Genomic DNA, 23,202 nt, shown 5'->3' with positions numbered 1-23,202 from the left:
CGCGCCTTACGCGGGCGGGCGGAAGGGCAGACGGTGGGAGGTCGGCGATGACCGGTTCCGAGCGGGGTCCCCGCGAGCGCATGGTCTTCAGCGCCGCACAGCTGATCCGCCGCGGCGGCGTCACGGCGACGGGCATGCGCGAGGTCGCCGCCCACGCGCAGGCGCCCCGGGGATCGCTGCAGTACTACTTCCCGGGCGGCAAGGAGCAGATGGTCAACGAAGCCGTCGGCTGGGCCGGCCGCTACGCCGGCAACCGCGTGGCCCGCTTCCTCGCCGCCCTGCCAGAGCCGACTCCCGGCGGGCTGTTCGCCGCCATGGTCGGCCAGTGGACGGACGAGTTCCTGACCTCCGGCTACGACGCCGGCTGCCCCGTCGCGGCCGCCACGGTCGACTGCGCCGGGACCTCCGAGGCCACCCGTACGGCGGCGGCCGCCGCCTTCGCGACCTGGACCGGGCCTGTTGCCGGGGCACTGGAGGAGATGGGCGTGCCGGCCGGGCGGGCACCGTCGCTGGCGACGCTGATGGTCAGCGCCATCGAGGGCGCCGTCGTCATCGCCCGGGCGGAGCGCGACGTACGCGCCCTGACGGCCGTGGCACGCGAGCTCGGCCCGCTGCTGGACGCTTCCGTGGCGCCGGAGCGCTGAGCCGTCTCGACGCGCCGGGACTCCGCCCCGGCACTACGGTTTGACCAACGGCGTACTCATCCCGGTCGGGGCCGGGCTTGGGTATGGGCAACCCCGGAACCCTGCGTTCCCCCTGGAGCGAGAAGGACTCAGGATCATGCCGTATGCAACAGCGAAGGACGGGACCCAGATCTTCTTCAAGGACTGGGGGACTGGCCAACCCGTCGTGTTCTCCCACGGCTGGCCGCTGACCGCGGACGCCTGGGACCCGCAGTTGAAGTGGATGGTGGACCACGGTTTCCGGGGCGTCGCCCACGACCGTCGTGGCGGTGGGCGTTCCGGTCAGCCCTGGGAGGGCAACGACCTCGACACCTACGCCGACGACCTGGCGGCCGTGATCGAGGAACTCGACCTGCGCGACGTCATCCTGGTCGGGCACTCGACCGGTGGCGGCGAGGTCACGCGCTACATGGGGCGGCACGGCACGGGCAGGGTCGCCAAAGCGGTGCTGGTGGGCGCGATCCCCCCGCTGATGCTGAAGACGCAGGCCAATCCCGAGGGCCTTCCGATCGAGGTCTTCGACGAGATCCGCGAGGGCGTGGCCCAGGACAGGTCCCAGTTCTACAGGGACCTCAGCGGCCCGTTCTACGGCGCGAACCGCGAAGGGTCGACCGTCAGCCAGGGCACCCGCGACGAGTTCTGGCTGTGGAGCATGACGGTGGGCATCAAGGGCGCCTACGACTGCGTCAAGGCGTTCTCCGAGACGGACACCACCGAGGACCTCAAGAAGATCGACGTCCCGACGCTGATCGTGCACGGGGACGACGACCAGATCGTGCCCATCGTGGCTGCCGGTGCCAAGAGCTCGAAGCTGGTCAAGGGAGCGGTCTACAAGGTGTACGAGGGAGCCCCGCACGGGCTGGCGATGGTGCCCAGGTTCGCCGAGCGGTTCAACGCCGACCTGCTGGACTTCGCGCGCGGCTGAGCCGTCCGCGGCGCCGCGACCGCGCCCTGATGCGCGTCACCCCGAGCGCGACCGGTCGCGCGCCGCACGACGCCGGTCCCCCGGCGCCCGGCCCGGCCGGTCCGCCCGGGCCGAGGGCACGGGCGGCGGACCGGTCCGTGTCTCCCCGCCGGACGCGCCCCGCCCGTGACGACGGCGCCGGACGCGTTCACCGCGGGCCACGAGCCGGAGCCTGGCCAGCACGGCGAAGCGGTCCTGCTGCGCCCGGGCGGCCTCGTCCAGCTCCTCCATCAGCCGGTGGGAACGGTGCTCCAGGGCCAGCTCGTCCAGGATGCGGTCCACCTCGGCGAGCAGGGACCCGTGCAGTTGCCAGGCCCCCGGATGCTGCCGCACCCGGTCGAGCAGCATGTCCGCGGCCTTCTCGCGGCTCGCGCGGGCCGCCGCGAGCTCCGCGGCCAGCCGGCCCTCGGCCTCCTCGGCGTTGCTGCTCACCTGCGTGGTCACCAGGACGGCGAAGCTGACGAGCGCCCCGCCGAGGTGGGCGAAGAGCTCCTCCAGGGCGACCGCCACGTCGCGGTCGAACAGCGGCTCGTCCGCGCCGCGCCGCTTCGCGAGATCCGTCAGCGACCGCGCCAGGACGCGCAGGACCACCACGCAGATCTCCAGGGTGTCGAGACCGGTCCTCAGCACCACCCGGGACAACAGCGCTTCCCTGACCCGGGGATTGAGCCGCAGGCTGTCCTCGGCCCGGCGCAGCGCGGTGTCGACCTCGGCGACGTCCTGGTCCAGTCGCCGCGCCTCGTGCAGCCGTGCCGCGGCACGCTCCACCGCGGCGGGGGAGTCCAGTTCCTCGGCGCAGCACAGCAGGAGATGACGCATACGGCGGGCGAGGTCCTCGATCGACGCCCCGGCGGTCCCCACCCACACGGGCGGTGCGAACAGGACGTTGAGCAGCAGGCCCACCCCTGCCCCGATGAGTGTCTCCAGCACGCGGTCCCATGCCTGCTCCGTCAACTGGCTCACCCCGAGCACCAGCATCGCGCTGATGGCCACCTCGTTGACGAACTCCTCGACCCGCACGAACTGCCCGATGACCAGCGCCGCGAGGATGATCAGCCCCAGGCTCCACCACGTCAGGCCGACCAGCGCGCTGAACCCGACGGCGATCAGGACACCGACCACCACGGAGTTCACCCGGCGGATGCCGGTGGTGAGCGTGGAGTAGAGCGTCACCTGCACGACGAGCAGGGCGGTGAGCGGCGCCGTCAGCGGGGCAGACTCGCTACTGACGTGCACGGCGATCACGTACGAGATGGTCGCGGCGACGGTGGCCCGCGCCGTCAAGGTGACCACCGGGTCCCGGCTGCGGCGGGCCAACCAGGTCACGGCATCACGTATAGGCATCTTCTGCCTTTTCCCGAACAAACACCGCGTACACCTGCGGATGTCGCTCCCGGTCCGTGGGCGTCGGGCCGGGGGCCGCGGGAACCGGTGGCTACGCCGGGAAGCTGTCGAGAGGCGCCGCCTCCAGCAGTGCCGTCAGTTCCGCGCGGTGCAGGTCCGCTATCGGGGCCACCAGGTCCGGGTGGCGCAGGAGGGCGGCAGCCGCGCGGTCGTGGGCGCCGGGAAGGGTGAGCCGGAGGGCGTCACCGGCGAGGGAGGCGCCGTGTTCGGTGGCCGCGAGGGCCGTCACCGCGGAGGCGGCCAGCTCCGGGTCGGCGAGCAGGCAGGCCGCCCAGCTCACGACGACCTCGTCCACCCAGGTGCGCCAGCCGGCCTCGGTGTCCCCGGCGTCCTCGTCGAGGACCCCGGCGCCGGCGACCCGGTCCAGGCGGTCGGCGCCGCCGGGCGGCAGCAGTCCGAGCAGGGCGGCGTCCACGGCCGTCGGGTAGCGCAGGGCGGCGGCGACCATGGCGGCCTGGCGGGCCTGAGCTTCGGCGAGGGCACGGCTGAGGGCTCCGCCGTTCGCCGGATAGGCGGCCAGCAGCCACCGGGTGGCCGCGGCGATGACCGACGAGAACTCACTGTGCATGCCGAACGAACCGTCCTCCGTGCGCGTGGGTGCCGCGCCCGTCCGGCGCGCGGCGCGCCCAGCGTACGCAAAGCCGTGCTTTTGCGACATGAGCCGCATCACGCCCGCTCCCGGCGAGGACCCGGCGCAGGGTCCCCCGGAGGAACGGGGACCCTGCGCCGCCCCCCTGCGGCCGGGGGTCAGGACCGGCCGCGGCCGCTCACGAAGTCGCGGGCCCGGTCGACGAGGCCCGCGCCCGGGGCGAGGAGCTTGTTGGCGAGAGGGGTGTGCGGTGCCGCCGGGTGGGGCCGGGTGGGGGCGAGGGACTTGGCGCGGCGCACCTTGTCGCCCAGGTCGTCGAGGGCCTCGGGGGAGCAGGCGCTGCTGAGTCCGGGGAAGAGCGTGCCCTCCTCGTCCTGGACGTGCGCGGTGACCTCGTCCATCAGCCGCATCAGCAGGGGGTGGAACCGGCCGTCGTTCGGTGGCAGCTGCTCCAGCTCCTTCAGCAGTTCCTCGATCCTGGCGTGGTCCGCGATCTCCTTGTCCGCGATGCGGTCCCCACCCTCGACGTGCTCGCGGACGGCAGGGTAGAGGTACTGCTCCTCCGCCACCGAGTGCCGCACCAGCTCGATGGTCACCTCGTCCACCAGCTCCCGCAGCGCCGGGTCGCCGGTCGACATCGACTGCATGCGGTCGAAGATCTCCTCGACCTCGCGGTGGTCGGCCAGCAGCTCAGCGATCACGTTTCCGCCGTGTCCCATTCCCTCACGCCTTTCCGTGCGGCAGTACGGCCCGGGCGTGCGCCGGGGCCGAACCCCATGCATTCCACCCTGCCGGTGCCGAGCCCACCCGGGGACGCGGTCACCACCCGCCCGGCGGCACCTGATCACAGGCGCCCCCGCGGCCGGCGGTGCGGGTCGGCGCGGGCGATGAGGAGGGCGACGTCGTCGTGGTCGTCGGCGCCCCTCAGCTCCCGCAGGAGCCGGTCGCAGGTCTCCTCCACCGAGGCGTCCGGTGTGCCGAGCAGGGTCAGGAGCAGTTCGAGGCGCTCGTCGATCGGGTCGTCGCGGGTCTCCACGAGCCCGTCGGTGTACAGCACGAGACGGTCCCCGGGCGCGAGCGTGATGCTCGTGCTCTCGAACGGCACGCCGCCGACGCCCAGGGGCGTCCCCGTCGGCAGGTCGAGCAGTTCGGGGGAGCCGTCGCCGTGCACCAGGACCGGGGGCAGGTGCCCGGCGGTCGCCAGGTGGCACTCGGCCGTGCGCGCGTCGTACAGGGCGTACACGCACGTCGCGATGTACGGGTCGAGGCCGCGCGTGATCTTGTCGAGGTGGCCCAGCACCGTGGCCGGGTCCAGGTCGAGCTCGGCCAGGGTCGAGGTGGCGGTGCGCAGCCGGCCCATGGTCGTCGCGGCGTCGATGCCGCTGCCCATGACGTCGCCGACGACCAGCGCGGTCCGCTCGTCGTCGAGCGGGATGACGTCGTACCAGTCGCCGCCCACCTTGCTCCTGGCCTGCGCGGGCCGGTAGCGGGCGGCGACCTCCAGGCCGGGATGGTACGGCTGCGGCTCCGGGAGGAGGCTGCGCTGCAGGGTCTCGGCGGTGTTGCGCACCTGCTGGTACCAGCGGGCGTTGTCGATGCACACGGCCGCACGCGCGGCCAGCTCGCAGGCGAGGGTGAGGTCGTCCTCGTCGAAGGACGCGTGCGTACGGGCCCGGCTCATGCCCAGCACGCCCAGGACCTCGCCGCGGGCGATGAGCGGGATCGCCATGCACGAGTGCACACCGGCGTCGGCGAGGAGCCGCGCCGACTCGGGGTCGGGGGTGATGCGCTCGAGGTCGTGCTGGCCCGCGTGCGCGATCATGTGCGGGCGGAGCGTGCGCACGCACTGGGCGGAGAGGTGGTCCGCGTGGTACGTGACGACCTCGCCCGGGGCCGGGACGGCACGGGCCGCCTCCGTGGCGTAGGCGGCCCGGATCGCCAGGGAGCGGAACACGGGCGCGTCCCGCCGGGCGGCGGGGGCGCGCTGGTCCAGGACGCTGTCGAGGATGTCGACCGCCGCCAGGTCCGCCAGGTCGGGCACGACGACCTCGACGAGTTCCCGTACCGTCGGCTCGACCTCCAGGGCGGTGCCGATGCGGGCCGAGCCGTCGGCGATCACCGCCAGCCGCCGCCGGGCCCGGTCGGCCTCCGCGGCCGCGCGGTGCCGCTCGGTGATGTCGACGACGACCTCGGCGAGGCCCAGCACGTGCCCGCGGTGGTCCTCCAGCCGGTAGAGGGACACCGCCCAGGCGTGCTCGCTGCGCGGGTCGGACGGGGTACGGCCGACGGTGTAGCGGTCGACCATCGGTACCCCCGACGCCAGCACCTGCCGCATCTCCGCCTCCACCGCCTGGTAGTCGGGGCCCGGGAGGACGCTGCGGAACGGGCGCCCCAGGTGGTCCTGGACCGAGGTGCCGTGGAACCGCGCGAGCGCGGGGTTGAGGCTGAGGTACCGCAAGTCGGTGTCCAGCACGGCGATGCCGATCGGCGACTGCGAGATCAGCCGCGTGGACAGGGCGACCTCCTGCTCCACCTCGCGCATGGTGGACTGGTCGGTGGCGAGCCCGAGGATGTAGTAGTCGCCGAGGCTGTCCATCAGCCGCATGTTGCGGAACTCCACCAGCCGCCGGCTGCCGTCCTTGCGGCGCACCGGGAAGGACCCCGCCCAGCTCTCGCCGGTCTTCATGATCTCGGAGAACAGCCCGATGACGAGCTTGCGGTGCGTGTCGTGGACCAGCAGGTGGGCGGCGTACTGGCCGACCGCCTCCTCCGCGGTGTAGCCGAACAGCGCCTCGGCCTGCGGGCTCCACATGTCCACCCGGCCGTCGCCCTCCAGGAGCACCGCGGCCACACCCAGGAGGTCCATCAGCCCGCTCGGGCTCGTCGAGACCCCGTCCAGCCGCTCCGGGCCGGTCGTGTACCGATCCGTGTCGCTCATGGTGGGCGCCTCTTCCGCCTGCCGTTCCGGCCGGTCGGTCCGCCGTCCCCTCTCGCCCGTGCCGACGCGATTCCATGGTCCCCCCGAAGACGCGGCGGCGCACCCCTCGCAAGGGCCCGTCCCGGGGCGCGTCCGGACGCGCCGTCCCCGGCGGGCGTCGGCTTGCGGGGACTGCGAGGGGGACGCACACAATGGTCAACAGGTGGGGCTTCTGAAGCGACCGGCGACGCGTCCGGCCGGGGTACCGGCCCGGGACGAGTGGAGGAAAGCCCTGTGAGCGTTCTACCGCCCTCGCTCGCCCGCCCCGAGGGCCCGCCCTCGGGCCCGCTGTCCGGACCGGACGGGACCGACGAGGCGAGGCCGTCCGGCCAGGACCGGGACTCGCCCGGACGGCGGCGCCGGACGCCGACGGTCGTCGTGGGCGGACCGCCCCCGCCACCGGGTGGACCACCGGACGACGGCGGCGGAGGGGGCGACGGCGGCGGGGACGGCGGAGGACACGAACGGCCCTGGTGGCGCTCGGTGCCCAAGGTGGCCGCGATCACCGCGGTGGTGGTGGCGGCGGTGGCACTGGCCGTGGTGTTCACCCGGCCCGGCGGCGTCTCGGGCGGGAAGCAGGGCGAGCTGTTCCTGCAGACGGCGGGCAGCGCGGGACCGAACCCGTTCACGGGGTCGACGGCCGAGGAGACCGCCGCGCCCTCGGCGACACCGGCGCTGCCGACCCCCTCGACGACGGGGGGCACCGTACGGCAGGTCTACAGCGGCGGCATGCCCGGTCTGTACGGCGGCACGCGCGACGCCGCCAGCTGCGACGTGGAGAAGCAGATCAGCGCCCTGTCGTCGGACCCGTCGAAGAGCAGGGCGTTCGCCTCGGTGCTGGGCCTCGCGCCCGCGGGCGTCCCGGCGTACCTGCGCGGCCTGACCCCGCTTCAGCTCCGCGCGGACACGCGGGTCACCAACCACGGCTACCGCGACCGCCGGCCCACCGCCTTCCAGTCGGTGCTGCAGGCCGGGACCGCGGTCCTGGTGGACGACCGGGGGATGCCCCGGGTGCGCTGCGCCTGCGGCAATCCGCTGACCGGGCCGGTCGAGCAGAGGGACGGCGCCAGGACCGTCGGCCGGGCGTGGCCCGGTTACCAGCCGTCGAGGACGGTGGTGGTGGCCCCGGCGACCGAGCGGGTGAAGAGGTTCGTGGTCCGCGACCCGGGTACCGGCGAGTGGTTCACCCGCGAGAGCGGCGACGGCAAGGCATCCGGCGACACGCGGACCACACCCCCGCAGAACGCGCCTTCCGGCGGCCCGTCCGGGTCGCCGCAGGGTGGCTCACCGGCCGCCCCGGAGGAGGGCGGCGGTTCGACGGGCCCCTCCGCACCGACGGGGGAACAGGGCGGGACCGCCCCGCAGTCCCCGCCGCCCGGCACGGGCCCCGTTCCGCAGAGCCCGGTCCCCGGCACCCCCGGGCCGCCGGGAGGGGAGAGCCCCCCGCCCGGCGGTACCGCCCCCGGACAGCCGTCCGGCCCGGCCGCGTCCTAGGACACCGCCGGGCCGGGGCCGCCGTGCCTCAGCGCGTGGTGAAGTCGGCCATCATCGCCATGTCCTCGTGCTCGAGGTTGTGGCAGTGGATCATGAACTTGCCCGCGTAGTCGGTGAAGCGGACCGCCACCTCGACGGTCTCGCCCGGGCCCGTCGCCACCGTGTCCTTCCAGCCCGCGTCGAACGCGCCCGCCTTCTTGCCGTTGCGGGACAGCACGCGGAAGGCGTCCAGGTGCACGTGCACCGAATGGAAGAACACCGAGGTGAACTTCCAGATCTCGATCGTGCCGAGCTTGACGTCGGCCAGCGAGCGGCCGGGCTTGTACGGCAGGCCGTTGATCGTCCAGCCGTCGCGCGAGTGCCGGAACGCGAAGGTCCGGTGCGCCACGGCCTTGCGGGGGTCGAGGATGGTGGCGGGGCGGCGTGACAGCCGCTTGGGGATGTGGGTGTCGTCGTGCGGCTTCCGGGACGACGGCGAGACGTCGAAACGCATGACCTGCGCGGTGCTGCCGCTGCCGAACCGGTTGACCAGGCGCACCTTGGTACCGGGCCGGTAGCGGGCGAAGTCCACGATGACGTCGAAGCGTTCGGCGGGGGCGATGCGCAGGCTGTCGTGGGCCAGCGGGCTGCCCAGCAGTCCGCCGTCGCTGCCGATCTGCAGCAGGCCCTTGCCGCCCGGCGGCGGAGGGTCCAGCTCCAGGCGGAAGTCCCGTACGTTGCAGCCGTTGAGGAACCGCAGCCGGTAGCGCTGCCGCTTGACCCGGTGCACGGGCCACGGGGCGCCGTTGACCAGGATGACGTCGCCCATCATGCCGAAGTGATGTGCGTGCACGACGCCGGGCTTGTGCATGCCGGAGTCGACCGCGGGGTACATCAGCGCCCCGTTCTCGGCGAACGCCCGGTCCGCGAGCAGCAGCGGGATGTCGCGGGAACCGCGCGGCAGGTCGAGCTGGTCCTCCTCGTCGTCGGTCACGAGGTGGAACCCGGCCAGTCCGCGGTACACCGCCGGGCCGGTGTAGCCCATGCGGTGGTCGTGGTACCAGAGCGTCGCCGCGCGCTGCAGCATCGGATACGTGTAGCTGCGCTGGCCGTGGCTGAGCTGGCCGGCGGAGCCGTGCATCTCCGGCATGCCCTCCATCGCGTCGGCGTACGACATGCTGCTGCCGACGGGCATCGTCAGGTCGATCGGGTAGCCGTCGCTGTCGGAGGGCGTGTGGCCGCCGTGCAGGTGGACCACGGTCGGCTGGGGCAGTTCGTTGCGGTGCGTGACGATAGTGCGGCGCCCCGAGCGGGAGACGACCGTGGGCCCGGGGAAGAGGCCGTCGTACGTCCAGCAGTTGGTGCGCAGTCCCGGGAGGATCTCCAGTTTCGCCGCGCGCTGGGTCATCTGGTAGTAGTCGGTCGTCGCGGTCCGCAACATGGGCTCCAGGACCGGCGGGACCGGCAGGGGTACCTGGTACGGGCGCGGGAGCCGAGCCTTGCTCCGCAGGATCCCGCCCGGTGGTACATCGGCCAGCGGTGTACCCGCCCAGGCCCTGCTCGTCGCGCCCGCCCCGACGACGGCCGCCCCCGCGGCGAGAAAGCGGCGCCTGCCGATGCCTTCGATCACGTAGGGCTCCCAAAATGTGACGATTTGCGCAATTTATTGGTCGGCGTCACAATAGCCCGCCGGAGCCGCGCGCGATGGCGCCACACGCGGGCCCCGCGAACAACCTTCGGAGCCGCCCGCCACCCGTCCGGCCCCCGGTCCGGTCCGCCCCGCGCCCGGATCACGTCCGCCTGCGCCCCCGTCCCACGGTGTCGTGGCGGGGGTCCAGGACACCCGCGGCGATTCCGGCCAGGACCAGTCCGGCCGCCATCACCAACCCCTGCGGGAGCACGATGCCGACGAGGATCCAGGCGAGCGCCACCGCCAGCAGGAACCAGCCCAGCCGCCGCCGGTACTCGCGCGGCGCGCACGGGCGCCCGGTGCGCAACCCCTCGGCGAAGCGGGGGTCGGTGCGCCGGGTCTCGGCCTCGATGTCCTCGATGGCCTTGTGTCGGTACGGCATGGTGTCCTCCTCCCGGAGCCGGGTGGGCCCTGTCCCCTCCACCGTCGCCCGCGCCCGCCCGCGGAACCATCGGGGCCGGCACCCAATCCCGGGGCGCGGAAATGGGTGCCGGCCCCGATGGCGGCGGCCCCCCGGCCCGGCGCAGGCTGGAAGCGGGACCCGGGTACCCACCACCCACGGCACGAGGAGCGCGGCAGGGCACGCGCAGGACGGCACGGCGATGGCGGCGGACAGTGGAGGAAAGCCCCCGAGGAAGGCGGGACCATGTCGCTGTACTGGCGGATCTTCCTGCTGAACGGCGCGGTGCTGGTCGTCGCCACGGTGCTCCTGCTCGGCCCCGTCACGGTCTCCACCCCCGTGCTGCTGGGCGAAGCGCTGGTGCTGGGCGTGGGACTGGTCGCCATGCTCGTCGCCAACGCCCTGCTGCTCCGGGTCGGGCTCGCACCGCTGCAGCGGCTGAGCCGGGCGATGAACTCCGCCGACCTGCTCCGTCCTGGGGGTCGCCCCGCCGTCACCGGATCGGGGGAGATGGCCGCCCTGATCACGACCTTCAACACCATGCTCGACCGCCTGGAGTCCGAGCGCGCCACCACCAGCGCCCGCGTGCTGACCGCCCAGGAGGACGAACGGCAGCGCATCGCCCAGGAACTCCACGACGAGGTCGGCCAGACCCTCACCGCCGTCGTGCTGCAACTGGGACACAGCGCCGACCTGGCCCCCGATCCCCTCAAGGACGACCTGCGGCAGGTGCAGGAGACCACCCGCGCCGGACTCGACGAGATCCGCCGCATCGCGCGCCGCCTGCGCCCCGGCGTCCTGGAGGAACTCGGCCTGCACAGTGCCCTGCGCGCCCTGGCCGGCGAGTTCACCGCCCCCGGGCTCACGGTCGTGGACCGCTTCGGGCCCGCGCTCCCCCCGTTCGGCCACGAGACCGAGCTGGTGCTCTACCGGGTCGCCCAGGAGGCGGTCACCAACGCGGCCCGCCACTCCGGCGCGGACCGGGTGGAGATCCACCTGGGCGCCGTTCCCGGAGGCGGGGCCGAGCTCCTGGTCAGGGACAACGGCAAAGGCATCGGCGAGGTCCCCGAGGGCTCCGGGATGCGCGGCATGCGCGAACGCGCGCTGCTCATCGGCGCCCGCCTGGCGGTCGGTGCCGCCCCCGGCGGCGGCACCGACGTCCGCCTGGACGTACCCGCTCCGGCGGCGGACGGCCCGCGATGACCGCCCCGCCGCGCACCCGGATCCTCCTCGCCGACGACCACGCGCTGGTTCGGCGGGGCGTCCGGCTGATCCTCGACGGCGAACCCGACCTGACCGTCGTCGCCGAGGCCGGTGACGGCGCCGAGGCCGTCGCCAAGGCCCGCGGGGAGCAGGTCGACCTGGCCGTCCTGGACATCGCCATGCCCCGCATGACCGGCCTGCAGGCCGCGCGGGAACTGAGCAGGCTCCGCCCGGACCTGCGCATCCTGATCCTGACCATGTACGACAACGAGCAGTACTTCTTCGAGGCCCTCAAGGCCGGGGCCAGCGGATACGTCCTGAAGTCCGTCGCCGACCGCGACCTGGTCGAGGCCTGCAGGGCCGCCGTGCGCGACGAGCCCTTCATCTACCCCGGCGCCGTCACCACCCTGATCCGCACCTACCTCGAACGTGCCCGCCAGGGCGAGCCCCTGCCCGCCCGCGCCATCACCGAACGCGAGGAGGAGATCCTCAAGCTCGTCGCCGAGGGCCACACGTCCCAGGAGATCGCCGGCCTGCTGTTCATCAGCGTCAAGACGGTCGAGCGCCACCGCGCCAACCTCCTGCAGAAGCTCGGCCTGCGCGACCGACTGGAACTCACGCGCTACGCGATCCGGGCCGGGCTCATCGAGCCCTGACCGCGACAGCGCTCAGGAGCCGGCGGAGCCCACGAGGAGCTTGTCGACCTCGCCCAGGAATGCGTCCAGGTCCTCCGGTGTGCGCGAGGTGACCAGCGGGTACCCCGCGGAGGCGTCGCTCACCACGGGTTCGTCGACCCAGGACGCGACGCCCGCGTTGAGCAGGTCGGTCCGCACCGAGGCGTACGAGGTCAGCGTCTTCCCCTTCGCGACGCCCGCCTCCACGAGCGCCCACGGGCCGTGGCAGATCGCCGCGATCGGACGCCCCGACGAGGCGAACGCGCGCACGACGTCCATCGCCTTCCCCTGGAGGCGGAGGTTGTCGGCGTTGATCGTGCCGCCCGGGATGAGCAGCAGGTCGAAACCGGTGGGGTCCACCTCGTCGAGGGTGGTGTCCGGCTCCACGACCTTGCCGGGATCCTTGTCCCCGACCAGGGTGCGTACGGCGTCGCGGCGCGTCGCGGCGACGGTGACCTCGGCGCCCTTGTCACGGAGGTGCTCGACGGGGACGACCAGCTCGTCCTGCTCGACCCCGTAGTTGGAGACGACCGCCAGGACGCGGCGGCCGCCCGGGAAATCTGCAGCCATGGGTTTTTCCCTCTTCTGTGGGCTTCTTGTGCGATATGGGCGCCTGCCCGGGGAGCGGGCCCGGGAAACCTGGCCGTCCAAGGGCCGCCGGAGGCGTCCACGAGCAGGACTCACTCGCCGGAGCCGGGGTAGGCGGACGGACGGGAAAGCGGAAGGGATCGGCCAGGGGCGGGCGAAGAGGGAGCCTGCGATGAGCGAAGCGCGGACACCGCTCGGGACCGATCAGCTCGAGGCCAGGGCACTCGGCCCCAGCGGACTCATGGACCTCCTGGGAGTCGCCGCGGTGCTGCTCGAGTCGGACGGGCGCATCGACATGTGGAGCCCGCAGGCGGAACAACTGTTCGGCTACACCGCGGGCGAGGCCGTCGGCCAGTACGCCGCGCCGCTGCTCGTCCGGCCCGAGCACCGCGGCGACGCCATGAGGCTGTTCGCGGAGGTGCTGGAGACCGGCCGCAGCTGGTCGGGAGCGTTCCCCGTGCGCCACAAGGACGGCAGCACCCGGCTGGCGGAGTTCCGCAACGTCCGCCTCACGGACAGCCGCGGCCGCGTCTACGCGCTGGGGATCGCCACCGACCGGCCCGTACTGCAGCGCCTGGAACGCGGCCTGGCCCTCTCCCTCCAGCTGGTCTCCCAGTCCCCGATCGGGCTCGCCGTGCTCGACACCGACCTGCGCTACCTCTCCGTCAACCCCGCCCTCGCCGAGATGCACGGCCTCGCCGAGGGCGACCACATCGGGCGCCCCTTCCGCGAGGTGCTCCCCGGGGCCAGGTTCCGCATGGCGGAGGACGCGATCCGGCAGGTCCTGCGGACGGGCACACCGATCGTCGACCGGTACGTCGTCGGCCATACGCCCGCGGACCCCGCCACCGACCGCGCCTGGTCGGTTTCGTACTTCCGGCTGGAGGACGGGAACGGGCACGTCCTGGGCATCGCCACCTCCGTGGTGGACGTCACCGACCGGCACCGTTCCGCCCAGGAGGCCGACCGCGCCCGGGCGCGACTCGCCGTGATCGCCGACAGCTCCGCCCGGATCGGCACGTCCCTGGACGTGGAGGACACCGCCCGGGAACTCGCCGACGTCGTCGTCCCCGAACTCGCCGACTTCGCCGCCGTCGACGTCCTCGACTCCGCGCTGCGCGACGACGGCGGCGAGCCCGGCCACGACCGCCCCCGCTTCCGCGCACTGTCCTCCAAGTGCACCGAGGCCAGTGAGGCGGCAGGGGCCTTCGGCCGGCCCGGCCGCCTCGTCTCCTACGGCCCCGACCACCTGGCCGCCCGGTGCCTGGACACCGGCCGCCCCGGCCTGATCACCCACGCCGACGAGCGGAGCCTGGTGCACATCGCCCGCGACCCCGACGCCGCCGCGCTGCTGGCCCGGGCGGGCGTCCACACGGCCATGGCGGTACCGCTCATCGCCCGCGGCCGGATCCTCGGCGTCCTCGGCCTGGCCCGGGCCCGCACCCCGCAGCCCTTCGACGAGGACGACCAGACCCTCGCCTGCGAACTGGCCTCCCGCGCCGCCGTGTCCATCGACAACGCCCGCCTCCACCAGCAACTGCGCAGCACCGCCGAGACCCTTCAGCGCAGCCTCCTCCCGCGACTTCCCTCGGCCCACCCCCGCCTCGAACTCGCCGCCCGCTACTGCGCGGCGCAGGCCAGCAGCGAGGTGGGCGGCGACTGGTACGACGTGATCCCCTTCGACGACGGCAGGGTCGCCCTCGTCATCGGCGACGTCATGGGCAGCGGCGTCCCCGCGGCGACCACCATGGGACGCCTGCGCACCGCGACCTCCACCCTCGCGGGCCTCGACCTCGACCCCGCCCAGGTCCTCGGCCACCTCGACCGGATCACCCACGGGCTGGACCCCTACATCGCGACCTGCGTCTACGCGATCCACGACCCCGGTCGCGGAGTCTGCCACCTCGCCAACGCCGGCCACCTGCCCCCGGTCGTCGTCCGCGCCGGCAAGCGCCCGGAACTGCTCGAACTGCCCACCGGCACCCCCCTGGGGGTCGGCGGCGTGCCCTTCGAGAGCACCACCGTCGACCTCGTCCCTGGCGACCGCCTCGTCCTCTACACCGACGGTCTGGTCGAGACCCGCGACCGCGCCATCGACGAGCGCCTCGACGACCTCCTCCGCCTCCTGGACGCCCCCGACGAACCGGTCGAGCAAACCTGCGACCGCCTCCTCGCCGCGCTGCGCCACCCCGCCGACCGCGACGACGTGGCCCTCCTCATCGCGCGCCCGAAGGATGCGTGACGGGCGCCATCTCCTCACGGTGGCTCGCGCTGACGGCCACGGACATGGGCGAGCAGCGCCCCGACCGTGCGGACGGCGTCCACCACCTCGACGGCAGGTTCACCACGGACGGGCCCGGCCTCCACCGCGCGGAGCGCCGGCGGTCCGAGTCAGGTGTGTCCGTACCCTGCGGGCATGGAGCTGGTCGCTGGTCCACCGAGCCGGTGGCATGTGGAACTCGTCGCAGGCCCGTCGTCGAGTTGTGGGCCGATGGATTCTCTGAGGCGCACGGCGAGTACGTGTTCAGCAACCTCGTTCGGCTGCCGGTGCCCGACCAAGACCACGCAGATGTGACGGCGAGGACAACCACGGACCCGGAGCGTGTGGGCGTGGCGGTGGCCCGCATCGCGGTGGGGTCCGTGACCTCGATCCACTCCGCCTCGAGGCCGCTTCGCTCTGCGAGCTGCGAATGCCCTGCTCCCGGCGGACGGGGGATGAGGGCGTGATGTCCGTCCTCCGGACCGAGGTGGCTCGGTGGACCCATCCCTTGTCATGATCGCCGAATGAGTCATGACCAGCGCAGGGCACCTTCCAAGGTGGGCGACGACCGTTCGTCGCTGACCTCGTTCCTCGACTATCAACGCGCCACGCTGGCCATGAAGTGCGAGGGGCTGACCGGCGCCCAGCTGAAGGAGAAGGCGGTGCCGACTTCAGGCCTGTCCCTGCTGGGCCTTGTCAGGCATGCAGCGGAGGTCGAACGCAGTTGGTTCGCGGTGTTGAGCGACGAGCGGCGTGCGGCACTGTGGCCCGCGGTCGATGGCGTCTTCGGGGAATTCCATGTGGACGGCGCCGACGTCGACGAGGCGTTCGCATGGTGGCGTGAGGCGTGCGAACGCTCGCGTGCTGTTGCGGACGCCTTCCGGTCGCTCGACGACACGGTGGAGTTTCGGGGGGAGACGATCTCACTTCGCTACGTGCTCACCCACATGATCGAGGAGTACGCACGGCACAACGGCCACGCCGATCTGCTGCGCGAGGCGATCGACGGAGCCGTCGGCGAGTAGCGCCGGAGCTCCGGACCGTTCACAGGGCGGTACGCCGACCGCGACGACGTGGCCCTCTTCATCGCGCGCCCGAAGCATGCGTGACGGGCGTCGCGGTCAGCACCTATGCCGCGGCATGAACCAGCCGGACCGCGCCGATCGTCGTGCCGATCACACCGAAGACGGCACCCACGGCCCTCAGCACCACGGGAGCGAGGACGGCGCCGGCCCTCGGATGACGCGCCGCACAGCGGTGAAGCCGGCCCGCCGCACCGCCCACGTTGAGCGCCACCAGCAGCAGGGCCACCCCCAACCCGAGGTCGTAGGCCGCCCTGAACCCAGCACTCATCGCGGATCCCCTCCTCCGGTTCCGCGGACGCCCGGTCGGTCGCCGTGGAGCCGCCCACCCTAGCCATGACGGTGACGGCTCGTCGCAGGTGCGTTCATCGGTGGACGGGCCCGCCGTCAGACGCTGCCGGGTCGTACATCACCGATGGGAACGTCCAGCACGCGCAGTCCGCGGGCGACTTGAGTACCCACGGCCACAAGGGCGACCACTGCCGTCAGGAGCAGCATCGCGGTGGTCGGGCCGAACGCGGATGACAGGATTCCCGCGGAGAGGGGGCCCAGCCATCGCAGTGAGGAGGCGCCGAAGTCGATCGCGCTGCTGACCCGGCCCATGAGTTCGTCCGGGATCATCCGGGTCTCGTACGTGGCGAAGATGACGTTGATCGGCGACACCAGGAACAGCAGCACGGCCACCAGCACACCTATCAGCCACGGCAGCGGGACGACCCCGATCGCCGCGAAAACCACCACGGTGACCCACGAGAGCAGGACCACGATGGCACGGCCGTGGAAGCGCCTGGTGACACGGCCTGCGAAGACGGCTCCGGCGAGACCTCCGACAGCACCGATCGAATTCACCCAGCCCACAAGCATCGGGCCGCCACCGTGACCACGGACCAGCACGATCACCAGGAGGAACATGCCGGCCACCGCTGCGTTGAACGTGGCGGTGTAGATCGTCAGGAACCGCAGATAGGCATCACGGCGAACGTATGCGAGTCCCGTGCGGATGCTCGCCACGACGGACTCCCTCCGCGCTTCCCTGACGTCCGGCCCCAGCGGCTGACGGATCAACAGCACACCCAGGGCACTCACAAGGAAGGAGACGGCGTCCCCGAGGAACGGCACCCAACGCGCAAGGGAAAACAGGAAGCCCCCGGTAGGAGGCGCAGCCAGTCTGACCGCCATGTCGCGACCCTGCATCTGCGAGAAGGCCGTCGGAAGCTGCTCTGGCGGCACAATTCGCCGAAGGGCCGGACGAGACGCACCGGAGGTCAATCCCCCGACAAAGCCCTGGAACAGCCCGATCGCAGCGACATACGCGACATTGACCTGGTCGAAGGCCACAGCCCAGCAGACGGAGCCGACCGCGACAGCCTGCATCAGGGAACCTGCCAGGAGAAGCATGCGCCGTGAACGGCGGTCGGCGAGCGAGCCGCCGACCAGCATCGTCGTGAGGGCGCCGATGCTCACGGTCGAGCCGACGATACCCGCACTGGCTGCGGATCCGGTCGCTGTGAGGATCAGAAGCGGATACGCAAAGGCCGACAGAGCGGTACCGAATCCCGACACCGTCTCACCGACCCACCACCCCACGTAGTCCCGGTTGCGCCACAGCGCGTTCGACGGGGGTGCGGATTCCTGCTGGACCAGGGCATCGTGACGGGCCGTCATGCGCAGAGCTTAGAGGAGCCCCTCGTGCCGTCACGGAGGCTTTGCGGTCGCCCCACGACACGCTGGAGCCGTCGGCGGGTAGGGCCGGCGGCCCGGGCCCTCCCTTGAGCGGCCCGCCGGTGATTGCCTCAGGGCGTACGCCGTGCTCGCCCTGCTCGTGAGTGCCGGAGCCGCCGGTGGGGCCCTGGCCCTCGTTTCCGCGGCGTTCCTGGCCTGAGGCTCAGGCCCGCGGCCCGCGGCCCGCTCGGAAGGCGCGGACGCGCAGCCGGGGCCGCGGGTCAGGCACGCCCCTCCTTCCAGGAGATGTCCTCGCCGCTGTGTCCCAGGGACCGGGTCTTCCAGGCGCGCATGTCGCGGCGCAGGGCGCCGCCCGTGGCGTCCCCGGTCGGGCCGGGGACGCCACGGGCGGCGTGGGGTGTCAGGTGGTGCTGAAGGTGAACCAGTTGACGTTCACGAAGTCGGCCGGCTGGCCGCTGCTGAACGTCAGGTACACGTCGTGCTTGCCGGTGATGCCCGAGATGTTCGCGGGGATCGTCGTCCAGCTCTGCCAGCCGCCGGTGTTGGCGACGGAGAAGCTGCCGATCGGGGCGTTGCTCCGGCTGTCCAGCCGGACCTCGACCAGGCCGCTCACGCCGCCCGCGGCCCCGGAGGCGACCCGGGCCTTGAACTGCCGGGCCGTGGTCGTCCCGAAGTCGACGCCCGGGTAGAGCGCCCAGTCGCCGTTCGCGAGCGAGGCGAGGTTCTGGCCGCCGCCGCTGTCCGCCGTCGTCTCGACGGTCGTGCCGGACTGCTGCGAGTACGACTCGGCCTGGAGGGTGCCGTAGGCGCTGCCCGTGCCCCCGGTCGGCGGGGGAGAGGTCGGGGGCTGGGTGCTACCGCCGCCGGAGCTGTAGACCGCGACGTAGTCGACCAGCATGGGTACGCCCGAGACCGTGGAGGCCGTCGGAGTCTTGTACCCCGCCACCGGGTCGGGGAAGGCCCCGCCCATCGCGATGTTCAGCAGGATGAAGTGGCCGTGGCCCGTGGCCGCGTTCCAGGTGGACGCGTCCATCTGGCTCGCGCTCACCGAGTGGAACTGGACCCCGTCGACGTACCAGCGCAGCTGCTGGGGGCTGACGCTGCGGTCCCACTCGAAGGCGAAGGTGTGGAAGTTGCCCTGGCAGGCGCTGCCGGGGCAGGCGCGGGTGGTGCCGAGGCCGCTGGTCTCGTTGCAGGGGCCGCCCGGGTTGGTGCCGCAGTGCAGCGTGCCCCAGACCTGGTTGACGCCGTTCACGTTCTCCATCAGGTCGAACTCGCCGATGGACGGCCAGTTCCAGTAGTTGCCCCGGTACGGCGCGCCCAGCGTCCAGAAGGCCGGCCAGTAGCCGGCCGCGGCCGCGCCGGTGACGTTCGGCATCTGGATGCGGGACTCGATGCGGAGCTTGCCGCCCGACGGGGGCTCGAAGTCGCTGCGGCGGGTCTCGACGCGCCCGGAGGTCCAGTTCCCCGCGGAGTCCCGGATCGGGGTGATGCGCAGGTTGCCCGAGCCGTCCTGGCGGAGGTTGGCGGTGTTGGAGGTGTAGGTCTGCACCTCGCCGGTGCCCCAGTTGGCGGCGCCGCCGGGGTAGCTGGTGCCGGTGTCGATGATCCAGTTGTCGCCGGACGGGAGGGTGTTGGCGGCCCCGCTGAAGTCGTCGCTCCAGACGGTGGTCCAGCCGGACGGTGCCGGCGGGACGGCGGCCCTGGCCGAGCCGAGCAGGCCCAGGCAGAGCGCGGCCACGGTGGCTGCAGCGGCCACCATCAGGGTGAGCGGTCCGGCGGCGTGGCGCCTGCCGGTGGTCGTACGCGCGGTCACGGGTGATGCCTCCTCGGGATCGGTGCCGGGGAAGGGTGCGGTTCCGGGTGGAGAGCGGCTGAGAGCGCTCTCATATGGCGGGAACACCTTCCCGCCAGGGTGAACCGCGGTCAATACAGGGAACAAAAGAAGTCGCGCGCGGTTTCCTGCCTTCACTGCTTGGAGTCAGTGGCGTCGGCCGCGGGCGGCCCGGCTTGTGCTGCGGGCGGGAAACGGCAGCCGGGGGGCGGGCGTTGGGGGCCGCCAGTGGCGTGGTCAGGTGGTCCTGTCGACCACGTTCGCGCTGCTGAGAGCGCTCTCACCGTGAGGGCGATGGTCCCGGTGGACATCACTCCGGCCGAATCCGGCGGTCATGAAACGCGAAGACCTGGGTAGCCGATCCATGGAGGAATGGGGGTGAATGCGATGCCGGCAGGTTCACGTCGGAGGCGTGGACGGCAGGCGACGCCGACGGCCGGTCCGGCTGAGCGAGGCCCGGCGTGACCGCGCACCGTGCGGTCACCGCCCCGGGGCTCGCACCCCCGGTGCCACCGGCCCGGCACAGGGCAACGGCGACCAGGGCCGCGTAAGGGAGTACAACATGATCATCCTCGGTATCATCCTGCTCATCATCGGATTCCTCGCCGGAATCTCCATCCTGTGGACCCTGGGAGCCATCCTCGTGGTCATCGGCCTCGTGCTCTGGGTCCTGGGTGCCATGGGACACGCCGTCGCGGGGCGCCGCCACTACTACTGACGGCCGGTGAGCCCGAGCACGTGCCGCGCCCCGTGTCCCCGAGGGCGCGGCACCCTCATGGGCATGGGTCGCCCGGATGGGCTGCCTGCAGTGGTCACCTGCGCGCGCGGGGGATTGGTTGTGATATGTCCCCCCGACGCCCAGGTGCACTGGAGTATTCGCATGGAATCCGGTTCCTCCGCGCACAACTGCCCCTTCGACTTCGCCGAAGCCCTCGAGTTCGATCCGCAGCTGAAGCGCTTCATGGAGAACGAGCAGATCTCCCGCATCAAGCTGCCGCACGGCGAGGGTGAGGCCTGGCTCGTCACGCGGTACGAGGACGTGCGGACGGTGACGACCGACCGGCGTTTCAGCCGCGCCGCCGTCGTCGGCAAGGACTTCCCCCGCATGACGCCGGAGCCGATCGTCCAGGACGAGGCCATCAACGTGATGGACCCGCCGGACAGCAGCCGGCTGCGCTCGCTGGTCTCCAAGGGCTTCACGCCCCGGAACGTCGAGCACATGCGCCCCAGCATCGAGCGGGTCGTCACCGAACTGCTCGACGGCATGGAGGAGAGCGGCTCCCCGGCCGACCTCGTGGAGCACCTCGCGGCGCCGCTCCCGCTGGCCGCCATCTGCGAGGTGCTCGACATCCCCGACGAGGACAGCTGGGAGCTGCGGGGCCACGCCCGCACCATGATGGACTTCAGCCCCGACAACCGGGACAACGCCGTCCACTCCAAGGCCTACCTGCGGGAGTACTTCACCAAGCTCACCGCCGAACGGCGCGCCCGCCCGGGCGACGACCTGGTCAGCGTGCTGGCCACCGCCCGTGACGGGGACGAGATCCTCAACGACAAGGAACTCGCCGTCATGGCCATGGTCCTGCTCATCACGGGCCAGGACACCACGTCGAACGAGATCGGCAACATCGCCTACACCCTGCTCACCCGCCCGCGCGAGCTGGCCATGCTGCGCGAGCAGCCGGACCGCATCCCGCAGGCCATCGAGGAGATGCTGCGGTACATCCCGTTCCGCAAGGGCGTCGGCATCCCGCGGATCGCCGTCGAGGACGTGGAGATGGGCGGCGTGCTGATCCGGGCCGGCGACGTCGTCCACGTCTCGTACCTGACCGCGAACCGCGACCCGGAGAAGTTCGACCGTCCCGACGAGCTGGACCTGGACCGCGCCGGTACGCCCCACATGACCTTCGGCTGGGGCGGTCACCACTGCCTCGGCGCGCCGCTGGCGACCATGGAGCTCCAGGTGGCCTTCAGGGAGCTGTTGCGCCGCTTCCCGGACCTGAGGCTGGCCAAGCCCGCCGACGAGGTCCGCTGGAGCGCCACGTCGATCTGGCGCTACCCGGTGGCCCTGCACGTCGCCTGGTGACCTGTGTCCGCTCCGGCCCCGCTCCGGCCTCCGTCCCGGCCCCGCACCCGCACGGGTGCGGGGCCGGTTCCGTCGCGTTCTCCCTCGTGACGGCGGGTGCGGGCCGCTCCGACATGCGAAATCCGCCCAAGTGACGTACGTTTTCCTGGTGGACGCAAATCTGAACAGGCCATGAATCCACTTCGACAGCAGCCGGTCCCCTTTTGTGAACCGTCTTTTGCCGGGACCTCGTGAACGTCAGGCCTTCTGTGGGCGCGCACATGAAATGCGCTCGTACCCCCTACCGCATTTTCGTGACAGGTACGGGCCTGCTCCGGAAATCCCGGAGCAGCGCGCCACATGGACCATAGCCCGCCGAGGGGCAGGAAATGGAGCCACGCATGGCTGTTCTGTGCAAGCCGGTGATCTCGGTTCCCGACAACGTTATCACCTGCGAACAAACGCTTGAGCTGGCACGACGGCTGCACAAGGACCACCCGCAACTCGGCCTGACCCTCAGGCTCATTGAGAACACGGGTGTTCAGAAGCGGCACCTGATCCAGCCGATCGAAGAGGTGCTCAAACATCCGGGTTTCGACGTACGCAGCCAGATCTACGAGGCGGAGTCGAAGGCGCGGGTACCGGCCGTCATACGACAGGCGTTGGACCAGGCCGAGTTGGAGCCCGACGAGATCGACATCATCGTGTACGTCTCGTGCACGGGCTTCATGATGCCGTCGCTGACGGCGTGGCTCATCAACAAGATGGGATTCCGCCACGACACCCGCCAGCTGCCCATCGCGCAGCTCGGTTGTGCGGCAGGAGGCGCGGCCATCAACCGCGCCCACGACTTCTGCACGGCGTACCCGGAGGCCAACGCCCTGATCGTGGCATGCGAGTTCTGCTCGCTGTGCTACCAGCCCACGGACCTCAGCGTCGGAACGCTGCTGTCCAACGGGCTGTTCGGCGACGGCATCGCCGCCGCCGTGGTCCGGGGCAGCGGCGGCACCGGGATGCGGCTGGAGCGCAACGCCTCCTACCTCATCCCGAACACCGAGGAGTGGATCTCCTACGCGGTGCGCCAGACGGGCTTCCACTTCCAGCTCGACAAGCGCGTACCCGGCACCATGGAGCCCCTGGCACCGGTGTTGCGCCAGGTCGCGGAGGACCACGCGTGGAACGCCGCCAAGCTGGACTACTACATCATCCACGCCGGCGGTCCCCGCATCCTGGACGACCTCTGCCGCTTCCTCGGGGTCCCGCCGGAGTCGTTCCGCTTCAGCCGGGCCACGCTGACCGAGTACGGCAACATCGCGAGCGCCGTCGTCCTCGACGCCCTGTACCGGATGTTCGAGGAGGGCTCCGCCCTCGACGGGCACCGCGGACTGCTGGCGGGCTTCGGCCCGGGCATCACCGCGGAGATGGTCCTGGGGACCTGGGTCACCAACGGGCTCGACGCCACGATGACGCCCCAGCACTCCTACGGGGAGTACGACGTCATCACCTGAGGCCGCGGCCCCGGTGACGGTCAGGGCCGGCGGTGGCCGGGTCGCCATGGCGTCCCCCCATCCGCCGGCCCGGCCCCACCGGCCGGGTGAGGCCCGTTCAGCCTTGCGACGCGACGGCCGCGCGG

Annotated in this window: 20 protein-coding genes; 10 read left to right on the top strand and 10 right to left on the bottom strand. The window is 72.1% G+C overall.

Annotated elements, in window-relative coordinates; all coding sequences use genetic code 11:
• Window positions 1-47: 47 nt before the first annotated feature.
• On the top strand, window positions 48-644 hold the full coding sequence (locus tag PV410_RS29885; protein ID WP_500328877.1) for a TetR/AcrR family transcriptional regulator: 597 nt from the start codon (window positions 48-50) through the stop codon (window positions 642-644).
• A gap of 136 nt (window positions 645-780) precedes the next feature.
• Window positions 781-1,608, top strand: a complete 828-nt coding sequence (locus tag PV410_RS29880; protein WP_500328876.1) for an alpha/beta fold hydrolase — start codon at window positions 781-783, stop codon at window positions 1,606-1,608.
• A 36-nt stretch (window positions 1,609-1,644) separates the two neighbouring features.
• On the opposite strand, the gene PV410_RS29875 is transcribed toward PV410_RS29880, so the two are convergent.
• The 4 genes from PV410_RS29875 to PV410_RS29860 form a co-directional block, all read right to left on the bottom strand.
• The gene (locus tag PV410_RS29875) at window positions 1,645-2,991 is read right to left on the bottom strand and encodes an FUSC family protein (protein WP_500328875.1); all 1,347 of its coding nucleotides are present in this window, start codon (window positions 2,989-2,991) and stop codon (window positions 1,645-1,647) included.
• A 91-nt stretch (window positions 2,992-3,082) separates the two neighbouring features.
• Window positions 3,083-3,619, bottom strand: coding sequence for a hypothetical protein (locus PV410_RS29870; protein WP_500328874.1), 537 nt, complete (start codon window positions 3,617-3,619; stop codon window positions 3,083-3,085).
• Between the two features lie 179 nt (window positions 3,620-3,798).
• Window positions 3,799-4,359, bottom strand: coding sequence for a hemerythrin domain-containing protein (locus PV410_RS29865; RefSeq protein WP_500328873.1), 561 nt, complete (start codon window positions 4,357-4,359; stop codon window positions 3,799-3,801).
• A gap of 125 nt (window positions 4,360-4,484) precedes the next feature.
• Complete coding sequence (locus PV410_RS29860; RefSeq protein ID WP_500328872.1) at window positions 4,485-6,578, bottom strand: SpoIIE family protein phosphatase; 2,094 nt, start codon at window positions 6,576-6,578, stop codon at window positions 4,485-4,487.
• A gap of 273 nt (window positions 6,579-6,851) precedes the next feature.
• On the opposite strand from PV410_RS29860, the gene PV410_RS29855 reads away from it, so the two are divergent.
• Window positions 6,852-8,111 carry a DUF6777 domain-containing protein gene (locus PV410_RS29855; protein ID WP_500328871.1) on the top strand — a complete coding sequence of 420 codons (1,260 nt, stop codon included), beginning with the start codon at window positions 6,852-6,854 and terminating at the stop codon, window positions 8,109-8,111.
• A gap of 28 nt (window positions 8,112-8,139) precedes the next feature.
• Here the strand turns inward: PV410_RS29855 and PV410_RS29850 are convergent, their stop codons facing one another.
• Window positions 8,140-9,720 (bottom strand): multicopper oxidase family protein, encoded by a 1,581-nt coding sequence (locus PV410_RS29850; protein ID WP_500328870.1) that lies wholly within the window; start codon window positions 9,718-9,720, stop codon window positions 8,140-8,142.
• A gap of 160 nt (window positions 9,721-9,880) precedes the next feature.
• On the bottom strand, window positions 9,881-10,162 hold the full coding sequence (locus tag PV410_RS29845) for a DUF3040 domain-containing protein (protein WP_500328869.1): 282 nt from the start codon (window positions 10,160-10,162) through the stop codon (window positions 9,881-9,883).
• 264 nt (window positions 10,163-10,426) lie between these two features.
• Between PV410_RS29845 and PV410_RS29840 the strand changes: the two genes are divergently transcribed.
• Window positions 10,427-11,383, top strand: a complete 957-nt coding sequence (locus PV410_RS29840; RefSeq protein WP_500328868.1) for a HAMP domain-containing sensor histidine kinase — start codon at window positions 10,427-10,429, stop codon at window positions 11,381-11,383.
• Window positions 11,380-12,039 carry a response regulator gene (locus PV410_RS29835; RefSeq protein WP_500328867.1) on the top strand — a complete coding sequence of 220 codons (660 nt, stop codon included), beginning with the start codon at window positions 11,380-11,382 and terminating at the stop codon, window positions 12,037-12,039. The genes PV410_RS29840 and PV410_RS29835 overlap by 4 nt, the downstream gene beginning before the upstream one ends.
• 12 nt (window positions 12,040-12,051) lie before the next feature.
• On the opposite strand, the gene PV410_RS29830 is transcribed toward PV410_RS29835, so the two are convergent.
• Window positions 12,052-12,627, bottom strand: coding sequence for a type 1 glutamine amidotransferase domain-containing protein (locus PV410_RS29830; RefSeq protein ID WP_500328866.1), 576 nt, complete (start codon window positions 12,625-12,627; stop codon window positions 12,052-12,054).
• Between the two features lie 190 nt (window positions 12,628-12,817).
• On the opposite strand from PV410_RS29830, the gene PV410_RS29825 reads away from it, so the two are divergent.
• Together PV410_RS29825 and PV410_RS29820 are read left to right on the top strand one after the other, a co-directional pair.
• The gene (locus PV410_RS29825) at window positions 12,818-14,887 is read left to right on the top strand and encodes a SpoIIE family protein phosphatase (RefSeq protein WP_500328865.1); all 2,070 of its coding nucleotides are present in this window, start codon (window positions 12,818-12,820) and stop codon (window positions 14,885-14,887) included.
• Window positions 14,888-15,429: 542 nt separating this feature from the next.
• Window positions 15,430-15,930 (top strand): DinB family protein, encoded by a 501-nt coding sequence (locus PV410_RS29820; RefSeq protein ID WP_500328864.1) that lies wholly within the window; start codon window positions 15,430-15,432, stop codon window positions 15,928-15,930.
• Between the two features lie 103 nt (window positions 15,931-16,033).
• Here the strand turns inward: PV410_RS29820 and PV410_RS29815 are convergent, their stop codons facing one another.
• From PV410_RS29815 to PV410_RS29805, 3 genes are all read right to left on the bottom strand, one after another.
• Complete coding sequence (locus PV410_RS29815) at window positions 16,034-16,258, bottom strand: hypothetical protein (RefSeq protein ID WP_500328863.1); 225 nt, start codon at window positions 16,256-16,258, stop codon at window positions 16,034-16,036.
• Window positions 16,259-16,374: 116 nt separating this feature from the next.
• Entirely contained in the window at window positions 16,375-17,652 is a 1,278-nt protein-coding gene (locus tag PV410_RS29810) for an MFS transporter (protein ID WP_500328862.1), read from the bottom strand.
• Between the two features lie 418 nt (window positions 17,653-18,070).
• Complete coding sequence (locus PV410_RS29805) at window positions 18,071-19,432, bottom strand: glycoside hydrolase family 16 protein (protein ID WP_500328914.1); 1,362 nt, start codon at window positions 19,430-19,432, stop codon at window positions 18,071-18,073.
• A 634-nt stretch (window positions 19,433-20,066) separates the two neighbouring features.
• Between PV410_RS29805 and PV410_RS29800 the strand changes: the two genes are divergently transcribed.
• The 3 genes from PV410_RS29800 to PV410_RS29790 all read left to right on the top strand — a co-directional run bounded on the left by PV410_RS29800 (window position 20,067) and on the right by PV410_RS29790 (window position 23,077).
• On the top strand, window positions 20,067-20,222 hold the full coding sequence (locus tag PV410_RS29800; RefSeq protein ID WP_499509195.1) for a DUF6131 family protein: 156 nt from the start codon (window positions 20,067-20,069) through the stop codon (window positions 20,220-20,222).
• A gap of 162 nt (window positions 20,223-20,384) precedes the next feature.
• Window positions 20,385-21,590, top strand: coding sequence for a cytochrome P450 (locus PV410_RS29795; RefSeq protein ID WP_500328861.1), 1,206 nt, complete (start codon window positions 20,385-20,387; stop codon window positions 21,588-21,590).
• A gap of 380 nt (window positions 21,591-21,970) precedes the next feature.
• Entirely contained in the window at window positions 21,971-23,077 is a 1,107-nt protein-coding gene (locus tag PV410_RS29790) for a type III polyketide synthase (RefSeq protein ID WP_499509193.1), read from the top strand.
• Window positions 23,078-23,202: the final 125 nt, after the last annotated feature.

This window comes from Streptomyces sp. PA03-5A (genome assembly GCF_033792725.1).
Lineage (GTDB): Bacteria > Actinomycetota > Actinomycetes > Streptomycetales > Streptomycetaceae > Actinacidiphila.
The sequence above is the reverse complement of the archived record's forward strand: the minus strand, read 5'-3'. Positions and strand labels throughout refer to the sequence as shown.